Source organism: Rubrobacter aplysinae, from assembly GCF_001029505.1.
Lineage (GTDB): Bacteria > Actinomycetota > Rubrobacteria > Rubrobacterales > Rubrobacteraceae > Rubrobacter_A > Rubrobacter_A aplysinae.
The window spans coordinates 39670-65513 of sequence record NZ_LEKH01000001.1 but is presented as its reverse complement, the minus strand read 5'-3'; the positions used below and the strand labels follow the sequence as shown (position 1 = coordinate 65513).

The 25844-nt window shown below is 64.8% G+C and carries 27 protein-coding genes; 13 read left to right on the top strand and 14 right to left on the bottom strand.

From position 1 onward, the window contains the following. Positions 1-16: 16 nt before the first annotated feature. Together ABD53_RS00340 and ABD53_RS00335 are read right to left on the bottom strand one after the other, a co-directional pair. Positions 17-1396, bottom strand: a complete 1380-nt coding sequence (locus ABD53_RS00340) for a hemolysin family protein (protein ID WP_053057489.1) — start codon at positions 1394-1396, stop codon at positions 17-19. After that, positions 1393-2745, bottom strand: a complete 1353-nt coding sequence (locus tag ABD53_RS00335) for a hemolysin family protein (protein WP_047863770.1) — start codon at positions 2743-2745, stop codon at positions 1393-1395. The genes ABD53_RS00340 and ABD53_RS00335 overlap by 4 nt, the downstream gene beginning before the upstream one ends. 167 nt (positions 2746-2912) lie before the next feature. On the opposite strand from ABD53_RS00335, the gene ABD53_RS00330 reads away from it, so the two are divergent. The 4 genes from ABD53_RS00330 to ABD53_RS00315 all read left to right on the top strand — a co-directional run bounded on the left by ABD53_RS00330 (position 2913) and on the right by ABD53_RS00315 (position 6684). Beyond that, complete coding sequence (locus tag ABD53_RS00330) at positions 2913-3884, top strand: quinone oxidoreductase family protein (RefSeq protein ID WP_047863769.1); 972 nt, start codon at positions 2913-2915, stop codon at positions 3882-3884. A gap of 39 nt (positions 3885-3923) precedes the next feature. Continuing rightward, positions 3924-4934, top strand: coding sequence for a TIGR03617 family F420-dependent LLM class oxidoreductase (locus ABD53_RS00325; RefSeq protein WP_047863768.1), 1011 nt, complete (start codon positions 3924-3926; stop codon positions 4932-4934). A gap of 156 nt (positions 4935-5090) precedes the next feature. After that, a complete protein-coding gene (locus ABD53_RS00320; RefSeq protein ID WP_047863767.1) occupies positions 5091-6005 on the top strand; it encodes an NAD-dependent epimerase/dehydratase family protein in 915 nt (304 codons plus the stop codon). Positions 6006-6051: 46 nt separating this feature from the next. Next, positions 6052-6684, top strand: a complete 633-nt coding sequence (locus ABD53_RS00315) for a LysE family translocator (RefSeq protein ID WP_047863766.1) — start codon at positions 6052-6054, stop codon at positions 6682-6684. Positions 6685-6732: 48 nt separating this feature from the next. Here ABD53_RS00315 and ABD53_RS00310 read toward each other — a convergent pair whose 3' ends face one another. Beyond that, positions 6733-7395: a CBS and ACT domain-containing protein gene (locus ABD53_RS00310; RefSeq protein WP_235401202.1), complete on the bottom strand. Its 663-nt coding sequence runs from the start codon at positions 7393-7395 to the stop codon at positions 6733-6735. Between the two features lie 190 nt (positions 7396-7585). On the opposite strand from ABD53_RS00310, the gene ABD53_RS00305 reads away from it, so the two are divergent. Next, complete coding sequence (locus ABD53_RS00305; RefSeq protein ID WP_047863765.1) at positions 7586-8566, top strand: NADPH:quinone oxidoreductase family protein; 981 nt, start codon at positions 7586-7588, stop codon at positions 8564-8566. 459 nt (positions 8567-9025) lie between these two features. Here ABD53_RS00305 and ABD53_RS17370 read toward each other — a convergent pair whose 3' ends face one another. Beyond that, positions 9026-9862, bottom strand: coding sequence for an excalibur calcium-binding domain-containing protein (locus ABD53_RS17370; RefSeq protein WP_053057488.1), 837 nt, complete (start codon positions 9860-9862; stop codon positions 9026-9028). Positions 9863-10363: 501 nt separating this feature from the next. On the opposite strand from ABD53_RS17370, the gene ABD53_RS00295 reads away from it, so the two are divergent. From ABD53_RS00295 to ABD53_RS00285, 3 genes are all read left to right on the top strand, one after another. After that, positions 10364-11299 carry an IS1595 family transposase gene (locus ABD53_RS00295; protein WP_047863764.1) on the top strand — a complete coding sequence of 312 codons (936 nt, stop codon included), beginning with the start codon at positions 10364-10366 and terminating at the stop codon, positions 11297-11299. Between the two features lie 181 nt (positions 11300-11480). Beyond that, the gene (locus tag ABD53_RS00290; protein WP_047863763.1) at positions 11481-12251 is read left to right on the top strand and encodes a hypothetical protein; all 771 of its coding nucleotides are present in this window, start codon (positions 11481-11483) and stop codon (positions 12249-12251) included. A 25-nt stretch (positions 12252-12276) separates the two neighbouring features. Further along, the gene (locus ABD53_RS00285; protein WP_047863762.1) at positions 12277-12810 is read left to right on the top strand and encodes a hypothetical protein; all 534 of its coding nucleotides are present in this window, start codon (positions 12277-12279) and stop codon (positions 12808-12810) included. A gap of 55 nt (positions 12811-12865) precedes the next feature. On the opposite strand, the gene sppA is transcribed toward ABD53_RS00285, so the two are convergent. From sppA to ABD53_RS00255, 6 genes are all read right to left on the bottom strand, one after another. Next, positions 12866-13954 (bottom strand): signal peptide peptidase SppA, encoded by a 1089-nt coding sequence (sppA, locus tag ABD53_RS00280; protein ID WP_152670500.1) that lies wholly within the window; start codon positions 13952-13954, stop codon positions 12866-12868. Positions 13955-14010: 56 nt separating this feature from the next. Beyond that, entirely contained in the window at positions 14011-14697 is a 687-nt protein-coding gene (locus ABD53_RS00275; RefSeq protein WP_047863760.1) for a YIP1 family protein, read from the bottom strand. A 45-nt stretch (positions 14698-14742) separates the two neighbouring features. Continuing rightward, positions 14743-15531, bottom strand: coding sequence for a TIGR00282 family metallophosphoesterase (locus ABD53_RS00270; RefSeq protein ID WP_047864074.1), 789 nt, complete (start codon positions 15529-15531; stop codon positions 14743-14745). 226 nt (positions 15532-15757) lie between these two features. Then, a complete protein-coding gene (locus ABD53_RS00265) occupies positions 15758-16705 on the bottom strand; it encodes an LCP family protein (protein WP_053057485.1) in 948 nt (315 codons plus the stop codon). A 191-nt stretch (positions 16706-16896) separates the two neighbouring features. Beyond that, a complete protein-coding gene (locus ABD53_RS00260) occupies positions 16897-17211 on the bottom strand; it encodes a hypothetical protein (RefSeq protein ID WP_152670499.1) in 315 nt (104 codons plus the stop codon). Positions 17212-17485: 274 nt separating this feature from the next. After that, positions 17486-18262, bottom strand: a complete 777-nt coding sequence (locus ABD53_RS00255) for an aldo/keto reductase (RefSeq protein ID WP_047863758.1) — start codon at positions 18260-18262, stop codon at positions 17486-17488. Positions 18263-18554: 292 nt separating this feature from the next. Here ABD53_RS00255 and ABD53_RS00250 point away from each other — a divergent pair, with 292 nt between their 5' ends. Continuing rightward, positions 18555-19133 carry a class I SAM-dependent methyltransferase gene (locus ABD53_RS00250; RefSeq protein WP_327286577.1) on the top strand — a complete coding sequence of 193 codons (579 nt, stop codon included), beginning with the start codon at positions 18555-18557 and terminating at the stop codon, positions 19131-19133. An 82-nt stretch (positions 19134-19215) separates the two neighbouring features. Continuing rightward, a complete protein-coding gene (lspA, locus tag ABD53_RS00245) occupies positions 19216-19683 on the top strand; it encodes a signal peptidase II (RefSeq protein WP_047863757.1) in 468 nt (155 codons plus the stop codon). 22 nt (positions 19684-19705) lie between these two features. Here the strand turns inward: lspA and ABD53_RS00240 are convergent, their stop codons facing one another. Beyond that, a complete protein-coding gene (locus tag ABD53_RS00240) occupies positions 19706-20206 on the bottom strand; it encodes a beta-class carbonic anhydrase (RefSeq protein ID WP_047863756.1) in 501 nt (166 codons plus the stop codon). Positions 20207-20299: 93 nt separating this feature from the next. After that, complete coding sequence (locus ABD53_RS00235) at positions 20300-20734, bottom strand: ATP-binding protein (RefSeq protein ID WP_160309586.1); 435 nt, start codon at positions 20732-20734, stop codon at positions 20300-20302. Positions 20735-20941: 207 nt separating this feature from the next. Between ABD53_RS00235 and ABD53_RS00230 the strand changes: the two genes are divergently transcribed. After that, positions 20942-21355, top strand: a complete 414-nt coding sequence (locus ABD53_RS00230) for a hypothetical protein (protein WP_047863755.1) — start codon at positions 20942-20944, stop codon at positions 21353-21355. Between the two features lie 47 nt (positions 21356-21402). On the opposite strand, the gene ABD53_RS00225 is transcribed toward ABD53_RS00230, so the two are convergent. After that, positions 21403-22344 carry an HpcH/HpaI aldolase/citrate lyase family protein gene (locus tag ABD53_RS00225; protein WP_235401193.1) on the bottom strand — a complete coding sequence of 314 codons (942 nt, stop codon included), beginning with the start codon at positions 22342-22344 and terminating at the stop codon, positions 21403-21405. A gap of 156 nt (positions 22345-22500) precedes the next feature. On the opposite strand from ABD53_RS00225, the gene ABD53_RS00220 reads away from it, so the two are divergent. Together ABD53_RS00220 and ABD53_RS15470 are read left to right on the top strand one after the other, a co-directional pair. Further along, entirely contained in the window at positions 22501-23412 is a 912-nt protein-coding gene (locus tag ABD53_RS00220; RefSeq protein ID WP_152670498.1) for an ABC transporter ATP-binding protein, read from the top strand. Beyond that, positions 23405-24673, top strand: a complete 1269-nt coding sequence (locus ABD53_RS15470; RefSeq protein ID WP_053057482.1) for an ABC transporter permease — start codon at positions 23405-23407, stop codon at positions 24671-24673. Before ABD53_RS00220 ends, ABD53_RS15470 begins: the two co-directional genes overlap by 8 nt. A 15-nt stretch (positions 24674-24688) precedes the next feature. On the opposite strand, the gene ABD53_RS00210 is transcribed toward ABD53_RS15470, so the two are convergent. Then, the gene (locus ABD53_RS00210) at positions 24689-25813 is read right to left on the bottom strand and encodes a 5-methyltetrahydropteroyltriglutamate--homocysteine S-methyltransferase (protein WP_047864068.1); all 1125 of its coding nucleotides are present in this window, start codon (positions 25811-25813) and stop codon (positions 24689-24691) included. Between the last annotated feature and the right edge of the window lie 31 nt (positions 25814-25844).

Sequence of the window (25844 nt, the reverse complement as noted above, 5' to 3'; positions counted from 1 at the left end):
TCCACGACCAGGCAGGTTACGGGCTCTGAGCCGGTTGATCCGGCTCCTCCGGCCCGGCGGCGTCCGGCACCACCCGCACGCGGGAGATAGCGAGACCTTCTACCTGGACTGCTTCCAGGCTGGCGCCGTCAACGTCCACCACGTCGCCCTGACCTGGCGGACGTCCGAGCCTCTCTATGATCAGTCCGGCCAGGGTGTCGAACTCCCCGGAGTCCAGCCGCGTGCCGTAAAGCTCGTTCACCTGCTCCAGCAGCACGCTACCCCTGGCGAGCAGGGTGCCATCTCCGAGCGCCTGTAGCTCCGGCTCCTCGCCGCGGTCGAACTCGTCGCGCACCTCACCGACGACCTCCTCGATCAGGTCCTCCAGCGTAACGATGCCCGCCGTGCCGCCGTACTCGTCCATGACGACCGCCATATGCACCCGCAGGCGCTTCAAGGCCGCGAGCACGTCCTCGGCCGGGGCGCTCTCGGTAACGCGCGGGGCGCGGCGCAGCAACGACTCCAGCTCGAAACCCGGCTCACTGCGCTCCGGGCCATCGCCGTTGCGTACGCCGCGGAGCTGCCACTGGATGAAGTCCTTTACGTGCAGAATACCTGCTGTGTGGTCGAGGTCGCCGTCGTAGACCGGCAGGCGGGTGTGCTTGGACTCCCGCACGCTATGCTCGACCTCCTCGGGGCCGCTGCCAAGCGGTATGCCGACGACCCTCGTGCGCGGGGTCATCACCTGGTGGACCCTCCGCTCGCCGAAGTCGAAGATGTTCGAGATCAGGCGCTGCTGACTCTCGGCTATCGCGCCGCCCTCACGGCTCTCCTCGACGAGATTCTCTAGCTCTTCGGAGGAGTAGGAGCGTCCCTCGCCGCCGCTGGTCGGTATGCGCAGCAGCTTCAGCAGCTCCACGGCGACCCCGTTGAGCAGCCACACCGCTGGGCGGAAGGCGAGCCCGGCAAAGCGCATCGCGGACGAGACCCGCACGGCGGTCCGCTCCGGCGTCTGGAGGGCGAGGGCTTTCGGGATCATCTCCCCGATCACGACGTGGAAGTAGGTCATGATGCTCACGGCGAGCACGGTTCCTATGGTGTGGGCGAGCGCCGTGCCCAGACCGAAGCCCTCTTCCAGCGGACCATAGATCCAGCCCGCTATCGAGGGCTCTCCGTACATGCCGAGCCCGATGGTGGCGAGCGTGATGCCGAGCTGGGCTATGGCGATGTAGCGGTCCTGGTTCGCCGGGCTGTGCAGCACGCGCCGCACGTAGCGGGCCGCCCGGCTCCCGCCCTCGGCCATGCTCTTGACCCGCGTGCGGCTGGCCCCGACTATGGCGAACTCTGCCGCGACGAATAGTCCGTTCATCAGGATGAGGAACGCTATGACCGCAAGCGGCAACAATACCGCGCTCACGAGCCCTCGCCTCCGGCGGCCACGTCTGGGGGCCCTCCGTTGGAGGGCGGCCGGTCGGCCCTGGGGACGCTAACCTCCTCTACGCCATTCTCCCGCACGGCCTCGACCCGGAGTCTGGCTCCGCCGGCCACGACCTCGTCTCCGGGCTCCGGCAGCCTCCCCAGCCGGTCGAGCACGAGCCCGCCGACGGTGTCGGCTTCCTCCGGGAGATTCAGCAGCAGCCGGCTGTTGGCTACCGAGACCAGCAGGTCGCCGCGCAGCCGGGTGCGCTCACCGCGCTCCTCGCTAATAATGTCGCGCTCCTCGCGGTCGAACTCGTCGCGCAGCTCGCCGAAAACCTCCTCTACTACGTCCTCGATCGTGATCAGGCCAGAGACTCCGCCGTGCTCGTCGAAGACGGCCGCCACGTAGCTGCGGCGCTCGCCGAGCATCCTCCACAGGTCCCAGACCGTTACGGACTCCGGCACCAGCGGTATCTCGCGCAGTATCTCCCGCAGGTCGCCGTCCGGGCTCTCGCGGGCGAAGAGGTACAGGTCACGCAGGTGGACGATACCGGCGAGGTGGTCGAGGTTGCCCTCGTAGACCGGGAACCGCGTGTGCTGCGAACCCGCGAGCCGCACCAGGAGCTCCTCCGGCCGGGTATCCACCGGCGCGGCGACGATCCGGTTTCGCGGTACCATGATCTGCCGCGCGACCCGCTCTTCGAGGTGGAGCACGTTCTCCACCATCTCGCGCTCCTCGGCGTCTATGAGACCACCCTGTGCGCTCTCGCGGAAGAGCATCTCAAGCTCCTCCGGCGAGTGGATGTGGCTATGCTCGGTCTCGCTCCTGAGGCCCAGGAGCCGCATCAAGAAGAGACCCGAGCCGTTGAGCGCCCAGATAAACGGGCGGAGCCCGACGAGCGAGTAGCGCATCGGCAGCATGGTGGAGAGGGCGACTCTTTCCGGGTAGCGGATCGCAATGGACTTCGGCAACAACTCGCCGAGCACCACCTGGGAGAATGTCAGCGCCAGGAGCAGCCCGACCGGTGTTACGGTCGCCGCCGTGCCCTCTCCCACCCCTAACCCGACCAGCAGCGGCGCGACTATCGGCGTGAGCCGAGACTGCCCGTAGAAACCGACCACGATGCTGGATAGCGTGATCCCGATCTGGCACGCCGCAATGTAGCGGTCGAGCTGCGCCCGGTCCTCGACCACCGGCAGAAGCTGGCGGGCGAGCCGGTCACCCTCGTCGGCCAGCTCCCGGATGCGCACCCGCCGTGCTCCGACAGCCGCGAACTCGGCCCCCACGTACAGGGCATTCACTGAGACCAGGAACAGGAGCACCGCCAGGATTGCAACGATGGTCACTGGTTAGTCACCGGGGGTCCGCCGGATGGAGATTCTTGCTCTCGCACCTGCTCTTGCACCGACTGAGTATACCAGCGGACACCGTCGGGGCCGTGGAGCCCACCGGAACATGACCCTATACAATGCGCCACACTGGTATTCGGGGCGAGGAATGCTGAGGAGGTTTTGTGAAGGGCATCAAGGTCAACGAGTACGGCGGGCCGGAGACGTTGCGTTACGAGGATCTACCCGCGCCGGAGCCCGGTCCGGGAGAGGCACGGATACGGGTCTCGGCGGCGGGCGTAAACTTCATAGACGTGTACCAGCGCACCGGAGCGTATCCCGGCCAGCTACCTTTCATCCCGGGTCTGGAGGGCTCCGGCGAGGTAGACGCCGTCGGGGAGGGCGTGGAGGAGATTTCGGCGGGGGACTTCGTGGCGTTTGCCATGAGCCCCGGTGCGTACGCGGAGTACGTCTGTGTCCCGGCGTGGAAGCTCGTGCCGGTAAACGTGACGATGGTCGAGGCGCGGGTCGCGGCGGCGGTGATGCTCCAGGGCATGACCGCCCACTACCTCTCGCACTCCACGTTCCCGCTAAGGGAAGGCCACACCACCCTCGTCCACGCCGCGGCCGGGGGCGTTGGGCTGCTGCTGGTTCAGCTCGCGAAGATGCGAGGTGCGCGCGTGATCGGGACCGCCGGCACCGAGGAGAAGGCGGAGCTCGCCCGCTCCGCCGGGGCCGATGAGGTGATCCTGTACGAGAGAGAGGACTTCGCGGCCCGCGTCGGCGAGCTTACCGGCGGCGAGGGCGTGGACGTGGTCTACGACTCCGTCGGGCAGGCGACCTTCGAGGGCAGCCTGGACAGCCTGAAGAGACGCGGGTATCTGGTGCTCTACGGCCAGTCCAGCGGCCCGGTGCCGCCGCTCGACCTACAGACCCTGAACTCCAAGGGCGGGCTGTTCGTCACCCGGCCCTCTCTGGGCCAGTACTCCGCCGACCGGGAGGAGCTTCTGTGGCGGGCGGAGAGCCTTTTCTCCTGGATCGGGCAGGGCAACCTCGACGTGCGCATCGGCGGCGCGTATCACCTCCAAGATGCGGCGCAGGCGCACCGCGACCTCGAAGGCCGGGAGACCACCGGGAAGCTGATCCTGCTACCCTGAAACAAACGGGGTGTAAGGGACGCACGGGAGGAGTGGCGGATGAAGATAGACGTAGGGCTCGGGGTCGAAAGCGGCATCCACGGTATCGGGGATACGGCACGCGCGGCGGAGGAACTCGGCTTTGACGGGCTGTGGACCAGCGAGACCAAGCACGACTCCTTCCTGCCGCTCGCGATAGCCACCCCGAACACCCGGACGATGCGCCTCGGAAACTCCGTCGCCATCGCCTTCTCCCGCTCGCCGATGGTCACGGCACAGCTCGCCTGGGACCTGCAGACTCTCTCCGGTGGGCGTTTCATCCTGGGCCTGGGCACCCAGGTGCGGGCCCACGTCGAGCGCCGCTTCTCTATGCCGTTCGAGAAGCCCGCCGCCCGCCTCGCGGACTATATCCGGGCGCTGCGCGCGATCTGGGCTGCCTTTCAGGGCGACGGCAGGCTCGACTACCGGGGCGAGTTCTACCAGCACACCCTCCTCAGCCCGTTCTTCAACCCCGGCCCCATACAGGAGCCGGAGATTCCCGTGTACATCGCCGGGGTCAATATGCGCCTCGCCCGGCTCGCCGGAGAGCTCTGCGACGGCTTCCACGTCCACCCGTTCCACAGCCCGGCGTACGTGCGAGACACGGTAAAGCCCGCCATCGCCGAGGGTGCCAAAGCAGAGGGCCGCGACCCCGAGGCAGTCGAGCTCGCCACGAGCGCGTTCGTGATCTCCGGCACCGAGGCGGAGGCGCGAAAGCAGCGCGAGGCCGTGCGCCAGCAGGTCTCCTTCTACGCCTCCACCCCGACCTACCGCACGGTGCTCGAAGCCCACGGCTGGGAAGAGGTCGGAGACCGGCTCTCGGGGATGGCCCGCGAGAAGCGCTGGGAAGAGATGCCGCGGGAGATCACGGACGAGATGGTCTCCGCCTTCGCCGTCGAGGCCGCCCCGGACGAGCTCGGCCACGCCCTGCGCGAACGCTACGAGGGCCTCATACACCGCGTCTCCCTCTACACCACGTTCGAGCCAGGCCAGAACGAGGACTTCTGGCGCGCGGTGCTAGACGGGCGGTAGGGAGAACCGGACGATACCCTGGCGGACGCCGCGCATCCGCCGCCCCGCTGATACCATCGGTTATCTTTGAGTCTTCAGATCTTCGGCTTTTTGGCCTTTGTTTCTGTATTCGTAGTCCACACGGGCAGGCATGAGTAGGCGCGAGAGGAGATGGCGATGCGGGTAGTGGTAACGGGAGCCAGGGGCAAGGTCGGCCGGGCGGCGGTCGCCGCCTTGATGCGGGCGGGACACGACGTGCTCGCGGTGGACGTAACGCCGCCGGTGTTCGAGCGCCTGGAGGAGGGCGAGCCGCGCTACACCCAGGCCCACCTCACCGACCCCGGCGACGCCTACTCGGTGGTCAGAAACGCCGAGGCCGTGGTCCACGCCGCCGCACTCCCGGAGCCGACCCGCAACCCGCCCCACACCGTCTTCGAGAACAACCTGATGGCGCTCTTCAACATGCAGGAGGCGGCGGTGCGCTTCGGCGTCCGCCGGTTCGTAAACCTCTCCAGCGAGACGGTGCCGGGTTTCTTCTTCCCCGAGCGGCCATTCCTGCCGGACTACGTGCCGGTGGACGAGGGGCACCCCATAAAGCCCCAGGACCCGTACGCCCTCGCCAAGCACTTCGGCGAGCAGCTAATGGACTCCGTCACCCGCCGCTCGGACATGTCGTGCATAACCATCCGGCCCTCCTGGGTGCAGCACGAGGGCAACTACGAGCGCAACCTCGGCCCGCAGGTACGCGACGAGTCCGTCCTCAGCCCGAACCTCTGGAGCTACATAGACGTCTACGACCTCGCAGACTCCATCGTGCTGGCGGTAGAGAGCGAGCTGCCCGGCCACGAGGTCTTCTACATCGCCTCCCCGGACAACGTCGGCAACCGCCCGCTGGCGGATCTCGTATCCCGCTACTACGGCGACGCAATCGAGGTGCGGGACCTGCCGCGCGAGGACTCCTCCGGCATCTCCATCACGAAGGCCGAGCTACTCCTGGGCTACACCCCGAAACGTACCTGGAGCGACTACCTGGATAACGAGGGCCGCATCAAGCCCGGCGTGAAGGGCTTGTTCCTGCCGGAGGGCGAGTAGCTACCAATTCAACCCAGACAGCGCCGAAGCGACCGGGAGGATGACGATGAGCCCGTACTTGCAGACCATCCTCGCCTTCGCCGGCATCTGGGCGGTTACGATAATTAGCCCCGGCCCGGACTTCGTCGTCACGGTCAAGCACGCCACCGCCGGCTCGAGGCTACACGGCGTGATGGCCGCATTGGGCGTCGCCACGGGATGCGCGGTGTGGGCCGTCGGTAGCCTGCTCGGTCTGAGCGTCCTGCTTTCGGAGGCCAGATGGCTCTACGACCTTGTCAGGGTGGCGGGGGCACTCTACCTCGCCTACCTGGGAGTGAAGACCATCCTGGGCGCCAAGCGTCCCCTCGTAGTCGGATCCGCCGGGACCGCCCGCCTCGACGGCCTCGACGGCCTCTCGGCTTTGCGGGCAGGCTTGCTGACGAACCTCGGCAACCCGAAGGCCATGGCCTTCTTCGGCAGTCTTTTCGCAACCTTGTTCCCCGTCCACGCGCCGATGTGGGTACACGCGGCTACGCTGCTAGTGGTCTTTTGCATGGCCGCCGGCTGGTTTTCGGGCGTGGCCTGGGCGTTCTCCCTCGCCCCCGTGGCCTCCGCCTATCGGAAGGCGAAGAAGTGGATAGACTACGTTACAGGCGGAATCTTTATACTACTGGGCGCACGCTTGGCAGTCTTACGTTGATACAGGTAACGCTAGCCGGAAACTGATGGCTGAAAGCTGGCGGCTCTCTTACGACTCCTCGTAGCCGGTGCTCACCGGAGAGGAGGGCTCGACGCCGTAGGCCCGGTATCCGGCTTCGGAGAGGGCTTTCGCCACGCCAGAGGGGTCGGTGCGTTCAAGGCGGAGCACGATCATGCGGTGGGTGGACTGCTTGGCCGGGGAGAGGAAGATACCGGCTATGTTCACCCCGCGCTCCCCGACGAGCTTCGATACCCCGGCGAGGGAGCCGGGCTCGTTCGGCACCTCGACCTCGACCCAGCTCCCCCGCTCCCCGGCCCCGACGAGCTCGGTGAGGGTCTGCATCATGTCCGAGGAGGTCACGATGCCCGCGAGCTCGCCGTCCGCCACGACCGGCAGACAGCCTATACGCCCGGCGTGCATCCTGTGCGCCGCGTGCTCGATGGTGTCCAGCGGGTGCGCCGTCTCCACGCCGCGGGTCATGATGTCCACGAGCCTCACCCAGCTCAGGGTGTTCTCCGCGTCGGAGGTGCCCCGGGGCGGGCTAACGTCGCGCAGATCCCGATCCGAGACCAGCCCGACGAGCCTCCCGTCCTCGACCACCGGCAGGTGCCGGATACCATGCTCCCGGCACCTGCCGAGCGCCTCGGCCGCGCTGGCCTGCGGCCCCAGGGTTGCAACCTCTCGCGTCATAGCGTCTCTGACCCGCAGCACGTCTCTCCTCGTCTGTTCTAGTCTGTTCTGCTTCCGTGTGTTTCCGGTGCCATGCTCAACCTATCCACCGCCCGGAGACTAACACCCTCCCGACTCCCGTACCAAGTTTCGCGCCGCTTCACACTACTCCTTCCGGGAGTGTTAAGCTCGCCCGTGAAAACGCGGGGATCAGAGGAGGGAGCCGAATCTCATGAAAGCCTGGCGGGTAGAGGAGCTCGGAGACCCGAAAGAGGCGCTCGGGCTGGTGGAGGCGGAGGAGCCGGAGCCCGGATCCGGAGAGGTCGTGGTCGAGGTGGAGGCCGCCGCGCTCAACTTCTTCGACATACTCCTGTGCCGCGGCGAGTATCAGGAGAAGCCCGAACTCCCGTTTACCCCCGGGGCGGAGGTCGCCGGGACGGTGGTGCGGGCCGGGGAAGGTTCCTCTTACTCCGGCGGGGAGCGCGTGATCGCGATGCCCCCGCTCCCGAAGGGCGGCCTGGCGGAGCGCGTGGCGGTTCCCCGGGATGCCGTCCTGCCAGCGCCGGAGGGGATGCCCGCGGACAAGGCGGCGGCGATGCACATAACATACCAGACCGCCCACTTCGGCCTGCACCGCCGCGCCGCGCTCCGGGAAGGCGAGACCGTGCTGGTACACGCCGGAGCCGGGGGCGTCGGCTCGGCGGCGATACAGCTCGCAAACGCCGCCGGAGCGCGGGTGATCGCGACCGCCGGAGGCGACGAGAAGGTCGGCGTGTGCCGCGATCTCGGCGCGGAGGTCGCCCTCGACTACCGGGAGGAGGACGTGGTGTCGGCGGTCAAGGAGGCGACCGGCGGCCGGGGCGCGGACGTCATCTTCGACCCCGTGGGCGGTGACGTCTTCGACGCCTCCCGGCGCTGCGTCGCCTTCGAGGGACGGATAGTCGTCGTCGGCTTCGCCGGGGGCCGTATAGCCGAGGCCCCCACCAACCACGCGCTCGTGAAGAACTACTCGGTGCTCGGGCTGCACTGGGGACTCTACAACCGCGTGATGCCGGAGCTGCCCCGTCAGGTACACGGCGAGCTCTCCCGGCTATACGCCGCCGGCAAGATAGACCCGCTCGTGTACGAGACCGTGCCCTTCGAGGAGGTACCGTCAGCGCTTGAAAAGCTCGGCAGCCGCGGCACTTACGGCAAGCTGGTTGCCGAGCCTTGAGTCTAAAAGGCTACTGGCAACAACAAAACATCAGGCATAGCATTGACATTTGTGTTTCGCGGCTTAGTGGAGTTCTAATGGGTAGTGGGATTTGGAAGTTATTGCTTTAGAGGGCGTCATGTCTACGCCCTCTCTGGAAGAAGCCAATCTCTCTATCAAATCAACCGTACCCTTACGGGCAAGCCCGAACTGAAGCTCGTTTGATCATAACAACTGCTGCGGGGGGCTTATCCGAAAGCGCGGCGCCACCGCTACGACCTTCCCTGGATCGTGGTGCCGGACGGCTACCCGAAAGGAGTGCACGGACTAGCTTGTGGTGCGGGGGGCCTGGTTGCCCGGTCCCGGCTTTCTATGATCGTGGATAGAAGCGGTCGACGAAGCCGAAAGGCATAAAAAGCAAGCCGCGTAGAAAAAGCCCCCGCCGAGGCAGGGGCCGGGAAAAGCTGGCGTACGTTACGACTAGCTCAGACGATGCCTGAGAAGTAGGCCACCAGCTACGAGGGCGAAGCCCCCGACGGCCGTCAGCCCACCAAGCGGGAGGCCGCCGGTGTCTGGGAGGTTGGTCACCTCGTCATCGTCGGCGTACTGTGCGCCAGTGGCAGTGTTAGCCGGGTCAGCTGGCTGGGCGGACGGAGTATCGTTGCCGTTACCGATAACGGTGCCGTCCTCGAATTCAATGACGCCCGCGGGGGAAGCAGTAGTCTCGCAAGCTATACCGTCACCGTCGGCGTCAAGACCATTAGGGTCTGAGGGATCGGCATTATATGCCGCCTGGGCCTCGGCCTGGGTGAGGAATTGTATGCAGTCAACATCATTGCCAGAAGCCTTAGACTGAGCAGGGGTTAGATCACCCTCTTGCGGCACGCCCTGGTTCTCGACTATAGGGGTCTCGGCATTCGACCTGGGATCGTTCACCACGGCATCTATCTCCGCCGGTGTCTGGTCCTCTATGTCCGGCGGAACGCAGATATAGTCTCCTTCTGGCGTCAACACGTTTACCTCACTGCCCGGACATGCCGGAGCTTGCTGGGAAGGAGTTCCGCCTCCATCACCACCAGCTGGTAGTGAGTCCTCGCATGCCTGGCCGTCTTGATCCCGGTCGAGACCGTCCGGGTCCCCGCCGGATATTCCGCCCTGACCATCGTAGTAGGCTTGGGCCTGGGGTTGCGTGTCGAAGTCGTCGCAGTTATACGAACCGTCCGCGCCGCTCGGCCCTCTGCTCTGACCCAGAGCCACGTTCGCCGACATAGCCACCACTAACATGCTTAGGACCGTAAGGTAGAGTAGTCGTCTCACGGTTCCCCCTTTCCGTTGACGTGTATCCCGGCTGGTGCCGAGAACTATATGCTAGGCAGAGGAGAAGGGTGGGTCAAGAGAAGTGTGATTAGAGACCTTTGTTGGCATCCACCTTGGTTTAGCCGCATTTGCCTGGCATTACTACTTGAGATAATCTCGTTTACCAATGGCGCGATTTACTATCACCAGCCAAATCTCTCATAGAGAGGTAATAGCGACTGGCAACAAGATACGTGAGTTGGATCGTCTGCAAGCCACATACGGGCGGGGCAATTGACGTAAGTATAAGGGGGTAGCCACCGTGCTGACCGCCAATGGTAAAATGCGTCTAGCAGAAATACACTAGCATGCGGCCCATGGACTTGGAAAGCAAGAAGAGAAAATCAAGCGATATTTAGACTAGTTATGACCACACAAGAACAACAGTCGTCTCTTGGCTTTATGGTTTGCGTTAGGTAATTATCCCTTGACTGTAGAACTGCATTGTAGTACTATACTCATATGGCCCCAGGAAACAGAGCCAAGCCCGTTAGAGCACAGTCCTCGGATTCGCAGTACTCCCTTATGGAGTTCATGCAGGAGTTCCCCGACGACGGTGCTTGCCTTGAATGGCTGTGGCGTAATCGGTACTCCGAGGACGGCGAACACGCTTACTGTTCTAACTGCGAGGTAGAGCGTGTCTTTCGCCGCTACCAGACTTCGCAGCAGCGGCAGTCTTGGACTTGCGTTTCTTGCGGGCATCACTTGCACCCGACTGCTGGAACGATCTTCCACAAGTCGTCTACCTCCCTCCATCTGTGGTTCTACGCGATGTACCTGATGACTAGCACTCGTTGCGGCATCTCCGCGAAGCAGCTAGAGCGTGAGCTTGGCGTTACTTACAAGACTGCTTGGAGAATGGCGAAGCTCATACGTGAAGAACTCATGGTTCAGGACGACAATCCGCTCTCCGGCGAAGTCGAGGTTGACGAAACCTACGTTGGCGGCCGCCGTCGCGGAACCAAGCGTGGCCGTCCTTCAGAGGACTCGCACAAGACTCCGGTACTCGGCATGGTGGAGCGGAGCGGCCAAGTCACCGCCGTCACCGTACAGAATGCTAGGGCGCAAACCCTGATGCCTCATGTACGAGAGCGGATACTGCCGGAGTCAATCGTCTATACCGACGAACTCAAGTCCTACAACGGCTTGAACCGTTCTGGCTACCAGCATCGGCGCATACACCACGCCGAAAAGGTGTACGTGAGCGGGACCGTCCACACCAATACCATAGAGGGGTTCTGGTCGCTGGTTAAGCGCGGCATAAGCGGCGTGTACCATTCGGTATCGTCCAAGCACTTGCAAGGTTACTTGAACGAGTACGCCTTCCGCTACAACCACCGCAACAAGATGCAGCAGCAGTTCAGAACGCTACTCTTTAGGTCGACGCTCTCCGCTTGAGTCTGGCTTGGCTATCTTCTTGAGGTTGCGGAAGAAATCGCCGCGCTTTGGAACAGGTATCTCTTGACCCTTCGGCGTCTTTTGCTTAGATTCGTTCTTCTTACCGCTCATGTCTGAAAGCTTACCAAACTCCTACCCTCCTCATGGGGTCAGACTCAAGCTTCACAGGGCGTACCAGCATTTGGTGATGCTCAATAGAGAGATCGAAGCGTTCCATATGATCAAGCCGTATCGCACCGTCCACGAACCGTGGGCGCAAAACACGATTCACATTCTCCGCGCTGAGATCATAGGAGGGCTTCCCGAAATGATTCCAGTCATGCTCGGAGACTGTCTCCAGAACATGAGAGCCGCGCTTGAACACTTGGCTTGGGAGCTGGTCGAAGTTGGAGATGGCAACCCTGGGAGAAAAACGGGATTCCCCATCTTTAAGGACGACCCTTTTACCCCCGACGCTAACCCCAGCCTGACCCGGAGTTTCGCTGACAAGGTTAGCGGCATGCCCGAAGAAGCAGTCGCAATCCTCAAAGGGTTGCAGCCTCATCTTGGAGACGACCCCGAACATGAGCTTTTGTGGCTTCTCAACGATTACTCCAACATAGACAGGCACAATACACTCAATCTCGTGCTTGCCGCCTCCGACTCCATTGAAGCTCGACCCGGAAAGCGGAATGATTCCGGGGAATTCATCCCCGACTACGGCAATGTCCTCAACGACATGCTGATGAGCGATGTTTTCGTACATGGCGCAGAACTGTACCGCGTCACCCTCAGAGAACCTGACCCAGACATGGAGATGGAGTACAATTCTCCCCTCTATATATCGTTTGGCAAAGCCGGTGAAATCATGGGTAGACCCGCCGTTGACATGCTTCACGGCATGCTCAGGTATATCGAGCAAATTATCCTCCCTCAGTTCATGAAATTTTTTCCAATGGATCGAATGGATTAGTAGTGCTTATACAGTAGAGGTATAATTGCCTTGCGTTAATAATGAAGGCTACCCTGCGTCTCTTGAAATTGGCAAATCCTACAGGGTGCTGCCCGATGACGAGTTGGAAGCTGGCGAGATACGAGTAGTTGATGAGAGCGAAGAAGACTACGTCTATCCTTCTGACTATTTCTCTGAAGAAGCAGAGGCCAATATACAGACCTCGGGTAACATGACCGATATTGAGCACGAGGCTCTAGGGTTCATGGACGAGCACGAGGATTTAGTGGATACTGCAAGTGTTACAGTCTTACGGCATATATACGTCCAAGGAGCAAACATCTTTGTCACCTTTAGCCCAGAGGTGGTAAGGGCTGCGGAGGACACTGCGTCGGTTACACGAACTCTAGCGGAGGCCATACGCAACCCCGCTACTCCAGCACGGAGACTACAGCAGATTGAAGATCAAGAGGCCCGTGCTTCTGAGATACACGCGCGCATGTCTGCCGTGTTTAAGAACTTTAAAATTTTCCTAGAACGCATCAATCAGCGCTTGCCGGAAAAAGACGCCGAAGGTTAGCCACCACCGCTAGTCTACCGTAGTATCTTTTAGCGTAACGCTACTATGCCAGTCTCTACCAGCCGGGGCGGTACAGGTACTGGAACTCCGGCGCGGGGTCTATGCCGGCTGCCTCGATGACCTTTACCGCCTCCGGCTCCTCGGGCGTTATCCGGGCCTGTAGGGAGTCCAGAAGACCCGGGCTCTCCTCGTAGCGGACCACCTCTGCCTGCTGTATCCCGGCGAGCTCTCGCGCCTCGGCGGCAGCCTGATCTATGCCGCCAAGCTCGTCCACGAGACCGTTCGAGGCGGCCTGCTCGCCGGAGTACGTGCGGCCGTCGCCGAGCTCCCGCACCCGCTCCTCCGAGAGGGGCCGACCCTGGACTATCGCGGAGACGAAGCGGTCGTAGTTGTCCTGGACCTGGCTCTCGATGATCTCGCGCTCCTCCTCGGTAAGCTCGTTTGCGGGAGAGGCGAGGTCCTTGAACTCGCCAGAGGTTATCGGCTCTGGGTCCACGCCGACCTTGTCCAATGCCTCGCCGAAGTTGGTGTAGTTGAAGATCACGCCTATAGAGCCGGTAAGCGTCGAGGGGTTGGCGACGATGGTGTCCGCGGCGGCCGAGACGTAGTACCCGCCGGAGGCCGCGACGCTGCCCATGTCGGCGACGACGGGCTTCTCGGCCTCGCGCTTGAAGTCCCGGACGAGGCGGTACATCTCGTCGGAGGGGACCACGCCGCCGCCCGGAGAGTCCACCTCCAGGATCACGGCCTCCACCTCCGGGTCGCCCTCGGCCTGCTGGAGCTGGCTGCGCAGGGCGTCCGGGGTGGCCCCGCCCGTGGAGAACGCGCCGTCGTCCGTGCCGCCGGTGATGGTGCCGGAGATCGGGATCGCGGCTATCTTCGACTCTCCCTCGCCAGTAACGTAGCTCTCCTCCCAAGACTCGCTTCCCGAGGCGCTCCCGGAAGAGCCGCCCGAGACGCCGACCACCGCCGCGAGCACGGCGACCCCGACCACGAGGAACACCAACAGGATCGCCCCGGCGAGAACCCAGGGCCACACACGACGGCCCCCGGCGCCACCGCTACCGCCATTGTCTCCCCGGCTCTGGGGCCTCGACTCCGGGGCTGCGGGGGACTCTGATGACTCGGATGGTTCGGACGCCAATCTGGGGCTCCTTTCGGGTACGCTTGCTCCGCCTCTAGACCGCCCTATGAACAGCCCTAGCCTCCGGCGGAGCCAAAGACCGCCAGGACTATGGAGAACACGATCAACAGCAGGATCGGGATGCCGACCACCGCCGCGCAGCCTATGGCGCAGGACCCGCCGGATCTGCCGTAGCTTATCCCCCGGGCCGCCGCCGCGCCGACCACCACGAGCGCCACGTGCCAGATCAGGAACAGGAGATTGAGCAGGCTCCCCACAGCACCCAGTGCGGCCGCCGCGGCGCCGGGCTCTCCTCCGGAGGCCAGAGCCGCCTGCGCGCCCATGATCGGGAGCTGCACGAGCCCCGAGATCACGAACGGCAGGCACGCGGCCCCCATCGCGCCGAACATCCCGGATAACCCGCCCTCGCCGCCGAAGAAGCGGGTAACGAGGTACATCACCAGCGTGAGCACCGGCCAGTAGATAAACGGGAGCAGCGCACGCAGCCCGATACCGACGGCCTGGAAGACCGCGACGGCTCCCTCCAGCGACCGCTCGTCCACGTCGGGCGGCAAGGCCCCGGGGGGCAGGTTGTCCAGCACCTGCTCCGCAGAGGCGAAGCCCCCGAGCAGGAGCCCGAGCCCCGAGGCCAGCAGCGAGGCCACGACCCACAGCGCGATCACCGCCAGCCCCGGCTTCGCGCCGCGCGATGCCACCTCGCGCATCCCCCCCGCCGGGGACCTTATAACGTCCAGTATGCCCAAGCTCCTACCTGCTTCCTATCTCAACTACTGTCTCGAAAGCTCGCTCTAAAGCTCGCGCCGCACACGCTGAATGCCGACCGCCCGTCCACTCCCGTCGAACTCCACCAGCACCGCGTTTAGCTCCACGGGCCCTGCGTGCGGGCCTCCCACCGGCGGGTCTCCGTACAGTAGCAGCCCCATGAAGGACTCGCGGTCGATTCCGATGATCCCTTCAGAGCCGCCGACCATGCCCACGTCGGATATATACGCAGTGCCACCGGGCAAAAGTTTCTCGTCGGCGGTCGGTACGTGGGTGTGGGTCCCGATCACGGCCCCCGCCCTGTCTCCGAGATAATATCCGAGACCCTCTTTCTCGGCGGTCGCCTCGGCGTGGAAGTCAATGATCACTATCCCGGCTCCCTCTCGCCCGAGCGCCTCGGTCACCCGGTCCGCGGCCTCGAACGGCGACTCCGGCACCTCCTGCATGAACACCCGGCCCTGCAACACGGCCACGCCCACCCGGCGTCCGCCGGCGTCGAAGGTGCCCCAGCCCGCGCCCGGGCTCTCGGGGGCGAAGTTCGCCGGACGCAGGATGCGCGGTTCCTCTTCGAGCAGCTCCCGGGCCTCCTCCTCATCGTAGGCGTGATCCCCGAGGGTCACGAGATCCACCTCCTCGAGCAGCGGCCGGGCCATCTCACGGGTGATGCCCCGGCCGCCGGCGGAGTTCTCGCCGTTTGCGACCACCGCATCCAGCGAGAGCTCCTCCCGGAGCCGCGGCGAGAGGGCGCGGACCGCCTCGACCCCGCCCTCGCCGACCACGTCGCCTATGAACAGCAACCGGAAAGTGTCGGACACGTCGGACAACTACGGTCTCCATCTCTCTGTGGAGCATGGCACGACTCTCTCCAATCTGATCCCTCCCGCACTACTCCGCCAACGACATACAGCTACAGACAACGACAGGCAACACAGGATTGATAGATCCTGCAGGCCCTGTAGATCTTGTAAAGGCTATCGGACCGCGCCAACTCTACACGCCGTCTCCCGGGGGCCGCAAGATAGAGACTTTCGGGCGTGGGGACTAGCGGAGAAAGTCGTAGAGTATCTCCGCGTTGCGTTGGTCCTCGGGCACCAGCACCTGACGGCCGTCCGAGAGGGTGACCGGCCTGCCTTCGAGCTGATCGGAGTCCATCCCGCCCTCCTCGTGCCGGGCGAGGGCGCGGCCGAGGGAGATCATCCGCGGCGCCCCCATGTCGGTCTCGACGTGCTCGCTCAGGCTCCGGACGATGCCCGGGCTGCTGCCTATGGCCTCCCAGCTCAACACCTGGGACTTGAGCGCCGCCAGGATCTGCTGCTGGCGTCTTATGCGGCCGAGATCGCCTTCGGGGGTCTTGCGGTACCGGGCGTAGAGCAGCGCCTCCTTGCCGTCCAGCACCTGCTCGCCGCGCGGTATGCCGCGTTTTGCGAGATAGTCTTTCTGTACCCGAACCCGCACCCCGCCCAAGGCGTCCACGGTCTCCCTGAAGCCCTTGAAGTCCGCGGACACGTAATGATCCACGGGCACTCCGGTAAAGTCCTCCACCGCCCCGACGGTCCTCTCCGCCCCGCCGTAGGCGTAGGCGCTGTTGATCCTGCCCGGCTCGCCACCAGGTCCCATGTCCTCCACGTACAGGTCCCGGGGTATGGAGAGCAGGCTGACCCGCCCCGTGTCCTGCAACCGGGCGAGCATCAGGGTGTCGGCCCTCTGCGTGCCGCTATCCTCGGGGTCCTTGCCGCCGTCCAGCCCCATCAGGAGTATGTTAGTCGCGTCGGTGTCCCCCGGCGTCTGGGCCGAGGCCTCCCCTTCCGGGTCCTGCCCGCCGGAGGTCTCCCGGCCGGAGAAAGTGCCAAAGGTACCAAAAGCCGTGAGCGTGGTTCCGGCAAAGACGACGAACACGACCACTATCAGCAGCAGCGCCCGGTCGTGCCTCCGGGGAGGGGATGATCCCCCGCTGTTTCCACTGCTGGTGAACTCTCCGAAATCTCTCATGCTGGTCTTCTGACGGACGCCTCGCTCTACTCCGCTCTACATGGAGTCCCGGTAATTCTACGACGGCTCGCCGTTACGTCGAACCCGGCATGTAACCCCGGAATCATACGGCATCGTCCCTGGCCCCTGCAGATTCTCGTAATTCTCGTAACCTTGCGTGCTCCCGCGCGCCTATCGTGCGCCCGCGGGGTTTACGCTCCGTCCAGGGTTTGCCTCTGCTCTCCGGGCGCCATGCTCTGGAGGAGCCGGGCCGCGCTCTGCGGCGACGGCAGCCCTTCGAGGCCGGGCCAGTCGGAGCGGATGCGGCGCTCCCGCTTGCCGTTGTCCGGCGCGCCGAGCTCCCGGATCTGGATCTCCGTAGGCTCCTCTCCAGGGAAAAAGACGAACACGCCGCAACTGGCCCCCGTGGCCCGGATGGTCGCCGGGTTCGGGGCGAGAGACACGCTCCACCCGAGCAGCCTCATCTCGTCCTCTATCTGACGCCTGCCACGCGCCCCCTTAGCCAACTCGCTCAGCTCGCCACCTCCCAGGGCAAGATCCTCAACTTCCCGTCTCTTCTTGTCTCTTCTTGTCTCTTCTTGTCTGAGAGACAAACGCGTCCGGTAGGGATTCTATGCCATGCCGGGCCCCAGCACCCGCCCGGCTCCGCGAGTTCTTCCGAGAGACTAGAGCTGGGAGTACACCCAGAGCGCCAGCCACAACAGAAAGGCGTGCACGCTGACGAGCCAGTTCCTGATCACCGGCGCTCCCGGGTCGAGGTCGGCATCTGGTCGACAGATCCTAGCGCGCCAGCGCGTTTATCGAGGACATCTCCTCGCCGGAGAGCTCGAAGTCGAAGACCTCGAAGTTCGAACGGCACCGCTCCGGGCTCGCCGTCTTGGGGATCGCGATCACGCTCTCCTGCTGGATCAGCCAGCGCAGCGCGACCTGGCCCTCGTCCTTGCCGTGGGCCCGGCCTATCTCCCGCAGGGTCCTGTCGCCGGAGACCCGGCCCTTGTCGAGCGGGCTGTAGGCGGTCACCGAGATTCCCATCCGGCGCGCGGTTTCGAGCACCGGCGACTGGTCCTTGAAAGGATGGTACTCGACCTGATCGTTGATCAGGGGCGCGTCGCTGAGCTCGGCCGCCTCGGACAGAAGGTCGGGGCCGAAGTTGCTCACCCCTATGTGACGCGTGTCGCCGCGCTCACGGGACTCGTTCAGGGCCGAGATGGTCTCTTCGAGCGGCACGCCGCGGCTCGGCCAGTGCAGGAGCACGAGGTCCACGTGGTCCACGTCGAGCTTCGAGAGGCTCTGCCGCATGGAGGAGAGCAGGTCGTCGCGCCGGAAGTTCTCCGGCCAGACCTTGGTGGTCAAAAAAACCTCGTCCCGGTCCACGCTGGAGGCCTTTATGCTCCGGCCCACCCCGGCCTCGTTGCGGTACATCTGGGCCGTGTCTACGTGACGGTACCCCACGGAGAGAGCCTCCCCGACCATGCTCTCGGCCTCGCCGTCCCCGAGCCGGTAAGTGCCGAACCCCAGAGCCGGGATCAAAGCCTCGTTAGACTCTACAAAATCCAAAGTAGCCTCCGTATCCTCCTAGGGTTACAGATGTTCCTTACAGATGTTCCGGGCGTCGCCTGGCTCGTAACTTATCGCGCACAACGGCTCGTACACGCCGCGGGCCATAGCCTGCCACCTCCAGAGCCTACCGCAGCACCGCGTCCGCTACACGTCTGGGGTACGGGCACGGATAGGTCCGATAGCCCGAGCCCGGATGTTATTCTTGGTTGGCCCATATGCGGTTAGAAACACCGAGAGGCAAAGAGCGGGCGGCTAACTTCACTAACTTCCTGGACCGAGCGGGGGCACTCTGGCACCTACAGCGGCGGAGATACAGGCTTTTTTCGAGCGTGTGGCGGGAGACTGGGACACCATGCGTCTCTCCTACTACGACGAGAGCGTAATACGGAGAATGTCGCTGCGCTCCGGGATAGCCGCAGGCTCCGGGCGGGTCGTGGACGTCGGCACCGGCACGGGTTTCGTGGCAGCCGGGCTCGCCCCTTCGGTGGAGCGGGTGATCGGGGTGGACAACTCCTCCGCGATGCTCGAAACGGCCCGGGAGAACCTGGACGCCCTCGGGGTGGAGAACGTGGAGCTAGTGGAGGGGGATCTCTCTGAGCTGCCGCTGGCCGACGGCTCGGTGGACGCCGCCTTTGCGAACATGGTTCTGCACCACGCCGAAGAGCCGGCCACGATGCTCGCCGAGATGGCGCGGGTGGTGAGGCCGGGAGGCTCGGTCGTGATAGCGGACGAGGTCGAGCACCCTTACGAGTGGATGCGCCACGAGCACGCCGACGTGTGGCTCGGCTTCACGCGGAATTACATAGAGCGCCTCTTCGGTGAGGCCGGCCTCGTCGGATACGGCTACGAGTCGCTCGGGATGCAGTGATGCATCCACTCCACGACCTCGGACGAGGTCGCCGACATAGCTATCTTCTCGGCCTGGGGCAGGAAGCCTCCGGGGGAATTGCATGAGCCGTAGCGCGGGCCTCTCGCTCGCGGTCGTGCTGGGTTTGATCGTCTTCGCCGTGGACCAGCTCATCAAGCGCCTCGTAGAGGGCACGATGGTACTGAACGAGAGCAGGCCCGTCGTGGACGGCGTGCTGCACCTGACCTACATCGAGAACTCCGGCGGAGCCTTCGGCCTGCTCTCCGGGAGCCAGCTACTCCTGATGCTCGGCAGCGCCGTCGCGCTGGGCGTGGTGGCCTGGATGCTGCTCGTGCAGCCACCGTCGCGCGCGATGGCGACGGGCGGGGGACTGGTGCTCGGCGGCGCCGCCGGTAACCTGCTGGACCGGATCTCCTCCGGCGGCGTCACGGACTACCTGGACCTCAGGGTGTGGCCGATCTTCAACCTCGCCGACGTGGCGATAGTCTGCGGGGTGGCCCTGCTCGTGATCAACGCCCTCTTCTCCCAGGAGCCCCGGGAGAAGAGGTAAAAAGGGGTAAATGGCCGACCTTCTACCGGCCCGGGACCTCGCGTATCCCGCCGGTCTCCACCTCGTACACCGCCCCGCGAACGGTTACGTCATCCGGCACTAGCTCTGAGCTTCGGACCCTCTCCACGTCCTCGCGTACGCTATCTTCGAGATCCGAGAAAGGCATGAAGTCCGTGCCGGAGGCGTCGGCGCCGAGGTCGGACCGAATCTTCTGCCGCAGGTCGTCGTTGGTAAAGCTCATCATGCCGCAGTCGGTGTGGTGGATGACCACTACCTCGTCCGTGCCGAGCAGCCGCTGGGAGATCACGAGCGACCGCAGCGTGTCCTCCGAGACGCGGCCCCCGGCGTTGCGTATTACGTGCGCCTCCCCGAGCCCAAGCCCGAGGAACTCCTCCGGGTCTAGCCGGGCGTCCATGCAGGTCACCACGGCCACCTGCCGTGAAGGCGGCGCCGGGAGATCCCCCGCGTCAAACACCTGGACGTATCCTCTATTAGACCGCAAGAACTCGTCGAACGCAGACACGGCGCTCCCTTCGCTTTGGCAATCAGTACAACCAGTAACTCCCGGAGAGATTCTCCGGGGCGGCATGATAACAGCCGGGGTCCGGTCCGGGTTCTAGGCAGTCCCCCTGGATATGCTGGCCCGACTGGCTCCGCCGGCCTCGCGGGGGAGCTCGAACCACACGCACATCCGGCCCTCCGTGTATATGCCCCAGCGATAGGAGAGCTTATCCACGAGGTGGAGCCCCCAGCCGGAGACGCCAGCGGGCGGGGCGCCGCACTCGAAGGAGGGCGTCTCGAATCCGATACCGGGGTCCGTCACCTCGACGCGTACCACTCCTTCCGGCAGCGTCACCCGCAGGCCAACCCGGTCGTCCGGGCCGAGCGCGGCGTGGACCACGGAGTTCGTTACGAGCTCGGACACGAGCAGCCTGGCCTGTTCCAGGGTCTCCCCGGTGAGCTTCTCCTCCAGAGCGTCCAGCGAGCCGCGGGCCAATGCGGGCGCCCGGCTATCCGGGAACAGTGCGACGTCTATCTCCGTTCTCACCATGCCGCAAGGCATACCCGGTGGGACGGGACAAGAAACTTATGCGACCAGCGTTATATGAAGATGCCGTCGCCTCCCTGAACTCCGCGCAGGTTAACGAGAGCACTCCACGTCGCACTTCATGGTCTTTATATGTTGGTCTTTAATAACGGCGTTTCACATCCGGTAGACCTTGGAACTATAATAACGGTTCACGCGAGAGGAGGAACCATGCCGGACGATAAGGAAAATAGGAACAAGAAGGACGAGACCTCCAACAAGGGCTCCGGCGGAGCCAGCGAGTCAGGCGGCATGAAAGACAGTCTCCAGGATGAGTTCGACGAGGCCGCCGGAGAAGAGGACGAAGGATCAGAGGGCAGCAAGGGCTCGGGTGGGCTCAAGGACAAAATCCGGGACGAGTTCGGCGAGGCCGCGGGAGAAACGGATGGCGGTCCCGAGGAAGAAAAGAGCTCGGGCGGCATGAAAGACAATCTCCAAGATGAGTTCGACGAGGCCGCCGGAGAAGAGGACGAAGGATCCGAGGGCGGCAAGGGCTCGGGTGGGCTCAAGGACAAGCTCCGGGACGAGTTCGACGAGGCCGCCGGGGAGAAGAAGAGCAAGAAAGACGAGAAGCCCGGAGAGTAGCTCCCCGGGCCGGGAGGAGCGCCCGGGACGACGGGTACGGGGCTTTTCTACCCCGAAGCGTCCAGGATATTGCGGGCCATGCGGATAGAGGCGGCGTCGACCATCTTGCCCTCTACGCTGATCGAGCCCAGCCCGCTCTCCCCAGCCTCCTCATAGGCCTCCACCACCCTGCGGGCCCAGTCCAGCTCCGGCTGCGTCGGCGAGAAGGCCTCGTTGACCGCCGGTATCTGGGCCGGATGGATGCACCACTTACCGTGGAGCCCGAGCGAGCGGGCGTTGCGGGCGCTATCCCGGAGACCGATCTCATCCCGGTAGTCGGCGACCGGCCCGTCCAGCGCGTATATACCCGCCGACCGCGCGGCGACAGCGATGCGGTGCAGGGCGTAGTGGAAGCGATGACCCGGGTACTCCAGATCCCACTCGTCCTCGGTGCCGATGCTGCCGCCCGGCATCCCGAGGCTCGCCGCGTAGTCTCCGGGACCGAAGTGCAGCGCCCGCAGCCTCCCGCCCCCGGCGCGGGAGATGGAGTCCACCTCCTGCAGCCCTCCGGCGCTCTCGATCTGGGCCTCTACCGTTATCCCTCCCGGCTCCAGGTCACACGCAGCCTCTAGCTGCCCCAATAACGTGTCCACGACGTGCAGGTCCCCCGCCCGCTCCACCTTCGGGACCATTATGGAGCCGAGTACAGCCCCCGCACCCTCCACGATCTCGATGAGATCCCGGTAGAAATAAGGCGTGTCCAGCCCGTTGGCCCGGAACGTGGGCCGTCTCCCCCGCCAGTCAGCCTCCGTTATGGCCTGGATCATCTCCCCCCGCGCCCCGGTCTTCTCCGGCGGCGCGACGGCGTCTTCGAGATCCAGGAACACCCCGTCCGCCTCCGAGGCGAGCGCCTTGTCCACCATCCTCCGGCTCGTCGCCGGAACCGCGAGCAAGGAGCGGTAGGGCCCGCTCCCGCGCGGCTCGTTACCGGCCAGTTTGTTATCGGCCAACGTACTTCACCTTTTTTCACCTCCGCATGTAACCCACGAATCGCGCGACCATTCTCTCACGCCCGCCTTGACCTCGATGCGGCTGGCAGGCATATTCCCGACTGTGGACGAAGCATTTACCAGGCATCCCGGCGGAGACCGGACGGAGCGGGCAGGGTGGGTAGAGCCCCGATGACGCTGCGGGTGGAGAACGTAACCAAGTGTTTCGGGGAGACCACCGCCGTGGACGGCATCAGCTTCGAAGCTCGGGAGGGCTCGATAGTCGGGCTGCTCGGGGCGAACGGCGCGGGCAAGACCACGACGGTGCGCATGATCCTGGACATCATCCGGCCCGACTCCGGGGAGATCACGTGGAGCGGCGCGCCGGCGCGTGAGGTCGCCCGCACCAGCTTCGGCTACCTGCCCGAGGAGCGCGGCCTTTACCCGGACATGAAGGTCGGGGATCAGCTCCGCTTCTTCGGGCGCATCCGGGGCCTGGGAACCAAGGAGGCGGACAGACGGGCCGAGAGCTGGTTGGAGCGCTTCGGGATCACGGAGTACCTCGGCCGTCCGCTGCAGGAGCTCTCCAAGGGCAATCAGCAGAAGGTGCAGTTCCTGGCCAGCGTCCTGCACGACCCGGAGCTCGTGATCCTGGACGAGCCGTTCTCCGGCCTCGACCCGGTAAGCCACGAGCAGCTCCGGGCGGTAATCCTGGAGCTAAAGGAGAGCGGCAAGACGCTCCTGCTCTCGACCCACAACATGGAGCAGGCGGAGGAGATGTGCGACGGGGTGGCCCTGATCCACCACTCGGAGCTGGCCTTCTCCGGCCCTCTCCCGGAGCTGCGCGACCGGCACGCCGACATGCGCACGCTCCGTCTGGCCTACGAGGGCGACACGGACCCGCTGCTCGACCGGTTCCCCGGGCTCTCGGTCGTGGACCGCGACGAGGAGAGCCTGGAGCTTTCGCCGAACGGAGAGGAGCCGGAGGAGATACTACGGGCCGCCGTCCAGACCGGGAGCGTAAGACGCTTCGAGGAGGTAGAGCCTTCGCTGCGGCGCATCTTCATTGAGGAGGTGGGGAATGGGTGATGTGAAAAACGGGAACGTGTGGCTGATCCTGGCCCGCGAGTACCGTCAGCGCATCAGGACCAGGAGCTTCCAGGTGATCACGGCGCTCGGGTTCGTCCTGATCCTGGCCTCCGCCTTCGCCCCGGCGGTCCTGGACCGCGTCCAGTCCGCGACCGGCGGCTCGACCGTCGCCGTGGTCCAACCAGAGCCCGGCCTGGTCGAGACCCTGCGCACCGCCCTGCCGGAAGAACTCCCGAACGGCGAGCCCCGGACGGAGATACAGGCTGTAGACTCCCGGAACGCCGCCGAGAGTGGCGTCGAGAACGGCGACTACGACGGCTTGCTCATCTCGCAGGGCTCAGGGTCAACACGGTCCGCACAGTCCGGCGAGACCTCCTACGTGTACCGTGCGCCGCAGCCCGGTGCGGAGGCGGATCGCATCCAGGAGGCCCTCTCCGGGGTCGCGGCGGAGCAGCGTCTACAGGAGGCCGGTGTATCCGGTGAGGAGGCGGCCGGAGTCTTCGCCCCGGCCCAGCTGGAGGTCGAGGCTACGGGCGGCGGGCCGTCGGGTGAGGAGTTCCAGGCCACGTACTGGCTGGTGTACGTGCTCGTCTTTCTCCTGTACATGACGGTCATCCAGTACGGCAACATGGTCACGATGAGCGTTATCACGGAGAAGAGCTCCCGCATCACCGAGATGATGAGCGCCTCCGTGCGCCCGGTGGATCAGATGGCGGGCAAGATCCTGGGCGTCGGCCTCCTGGCGCTGACCCAGTACGGCCTGTGGCTGGCGGCCGGGATCGGGTCACTCGTGATAGGCCGCGCCCGGGGTGACGGTCTAGGCTTCGGGCTCGACGCCGTCTCGCCGGCCACGATAGTGCTGTTCCTACTATCGTTCGTGCTCGGCTACCTGCTGTACGCGAGCATCCTGGGCGGTCTGGGCTCGCTGTTTAGCCGCATGGAAGACGCCCAGCAGATAATCGGGCCGGTGATCATGCTCCTACTCGCGGGGCTCCTGATCACGATCTTCTCCATGTCGAGCCCGGACGGGGCGCTCGCCACGGTCGGCTCCTACGTGCCGTTCTTCTCCCCGATGGTGATGTTCGCCCGCGCCGAGCTCGGCTCGACCGCCGGGTGGGAGATCGCGCTCTCCTACACGCTGCTCGCCGCCACCGTGGCGGCCGCGGTCTGGGCCGCCGCCCGCCTGTACCGCACCGGGACGCTCATGTACGGCAAGAAACCATCCCTGGCGGAGGCCGCGCGCATGGTGCTGCGCGGCTAGGCTCTTACCGCCGAGCTATCCCCACACCTCCTCGGCGGTCTGTACGACCAGCTCCAGCTTGGCCCGCTGCTCGTCGTGGGTGAGGTCGTTGCCCTCGAGCGTCGAGGAGAAGCCGCACTGCGGCGAGAGGCAGAGCTGCTCAGGGTCCACGTACCGGCTCGCCTCCTCTATACGGCGCTTGAGGAGGTTCTTGTCCTCCAGCCTTCCGCTCTTGGTGGTCACCAGCCCGAGCACGACCATCTTGCTCCCGGGCACGAACCGCAGGGGCTCGAAGGTGCCCGACCTCTCGTCGTCGTACTCCAGGAAGAAGCCATCCACCTCCAGTCCGCCGAATAGCGCTTCCGCCACGTAGTCGTACCCACCCTCGGCCACCCACGAGGAGCGGAAGTTACCCCGGCACATGTGGGTGGTGACGTTCATCGAGTCGGGCTTGCCGGAGAGCGCGCGGTTTATGTTCTGTATGTAGGTCTCGTGTTGATGCTCGGCATCGCCGCCCATCTGGGCGATCTGCTCGCGCTGGCGCGGGTCGTTGAGGTAGGCGAGGCTCGTGTCGTCGAGCTGGAGGTAAGTGCAACCGAGCTCGCCGAGGCGCCGGATCTCCTCTGCGTACGCGTCGGTGAGGTCCGTCCAGAACTCGTCCATCTCCGGGTACGCCTCCTCGCTAATGGCGGCCCGCCCGCCCCGGTAATGCACCATGTTCGGCGACGGGATGGTGAGCTTCGGGGTGTTGCGGGTGGTCACGGACCTCAGGTACTCGAAGTCCTCACCGAAGATGGTGTGGTCCAGCGTTACCCGCTCGTCTATGCGCAAGGCCGCCGGGGTAAACTCCACCTTGCCCTCCGCGTTCTGGAACTCGACCTTCATGTCGCCGGGGGCCTTGCTCACGCCGCCGAGCTGGTAGATGAAGTCCATGTGCCAGGAGGCCCGGCGAAACTCTCCGTCGGTGGCGCTCTGCAGGCCGACCTCCTCCTGCAGCCGCACCACATCCCGGATGGCCTCGTCTTCTCTGTGCCGGAGCTCCTCGGCGGAGATGCGGCCGTCCTCGTGCTCCCGGCGGGCCCGCATCAGCCCCTGCGGGCGCAGCAGGCTCCCGACGTGGTCGGCCCTGAACGGCGGCTCATTGCGGCTCGTGCTGGACATGCTCTTCTCCTCGTCTGACTCCAGGCTCATT

Coding starts and splice junctions, on each gene's coding strand:
- ABD53_RS00315 (WP_047863766.1), top strand. CDS start 6,052: ATGAGCCCGTACTTGCAGACCATCCTCGCCTTCGCCGGCATCTGGGCG.
- ABD53_RS00210 (WP_047864068.1), bottom strand. CDS start 25,813: ATGTCCAGCACGAGCCGCAATGAGCCGCCGTTCAGGGCCGACCACGTC.
- lspA (WP_047863757.1), top strand. CDS start 19,216: ATGAGCCGTAGCGCGGGCCTCTCGCTCGCGGTCGTGCTGGGTTTGATC.
- ABD53_RS00305 (WP_047863765.1), top strand. CDS start 7,586: ATGAAAGCCTGGCGGGTAGAGGAGCTCGGAGACCCGAAAGAGGCGCTC.
- ABD53_RS00295 (WP_047863764.1), top strand. CDS start 10,364: ATGGCCCCAGGAAACAGAGCCAAGCCCGTTAGAGCACAGTCCTCGGAT.
- ABD53_RS15470 (WP_053057482.1), top strand. CDS start 23,405: ATGGGTGATGTGAAAAACGGGAACGTGTGGCTGATCCTGGCCCGCGAG.
- ABD53_RS00320 (WP_047863767.1), top strand. CDS start 5,091: ATGCGGGTAGTGGTAACGGGAGCCAGGGGCAAGGTCGGCCGGGCGGCG.
- ABD53_RS00325 (WP_047863768.1), top strand. CDS start 3,924: ATGAAGATAGACGTAGGGCTCGGGGTCGAAAGCGGCATCCACGGTATC.
- ABD53_RS00265 (WP_053057485.1), bottom strand. CDS start 16,705: ATGAGAGATTTCGGAGAGTTCACCAGCAGTGGAAACAGCGGGGGATCA.
- ABD53_RS00235 (WP_160309586.1), bottom strand. CDS start 20,734: ATGGTGAGAACGGAGATAGACGTCGCACTGTTCCCGGATAGCCGGGCG.
- ABD53_RS00230 (WP_047863755.1), top strand. CDS start 20,942: ATGCCGGACGATAAGGAAAATAGGAACAAGAAGGACGAGACCTCCAAC.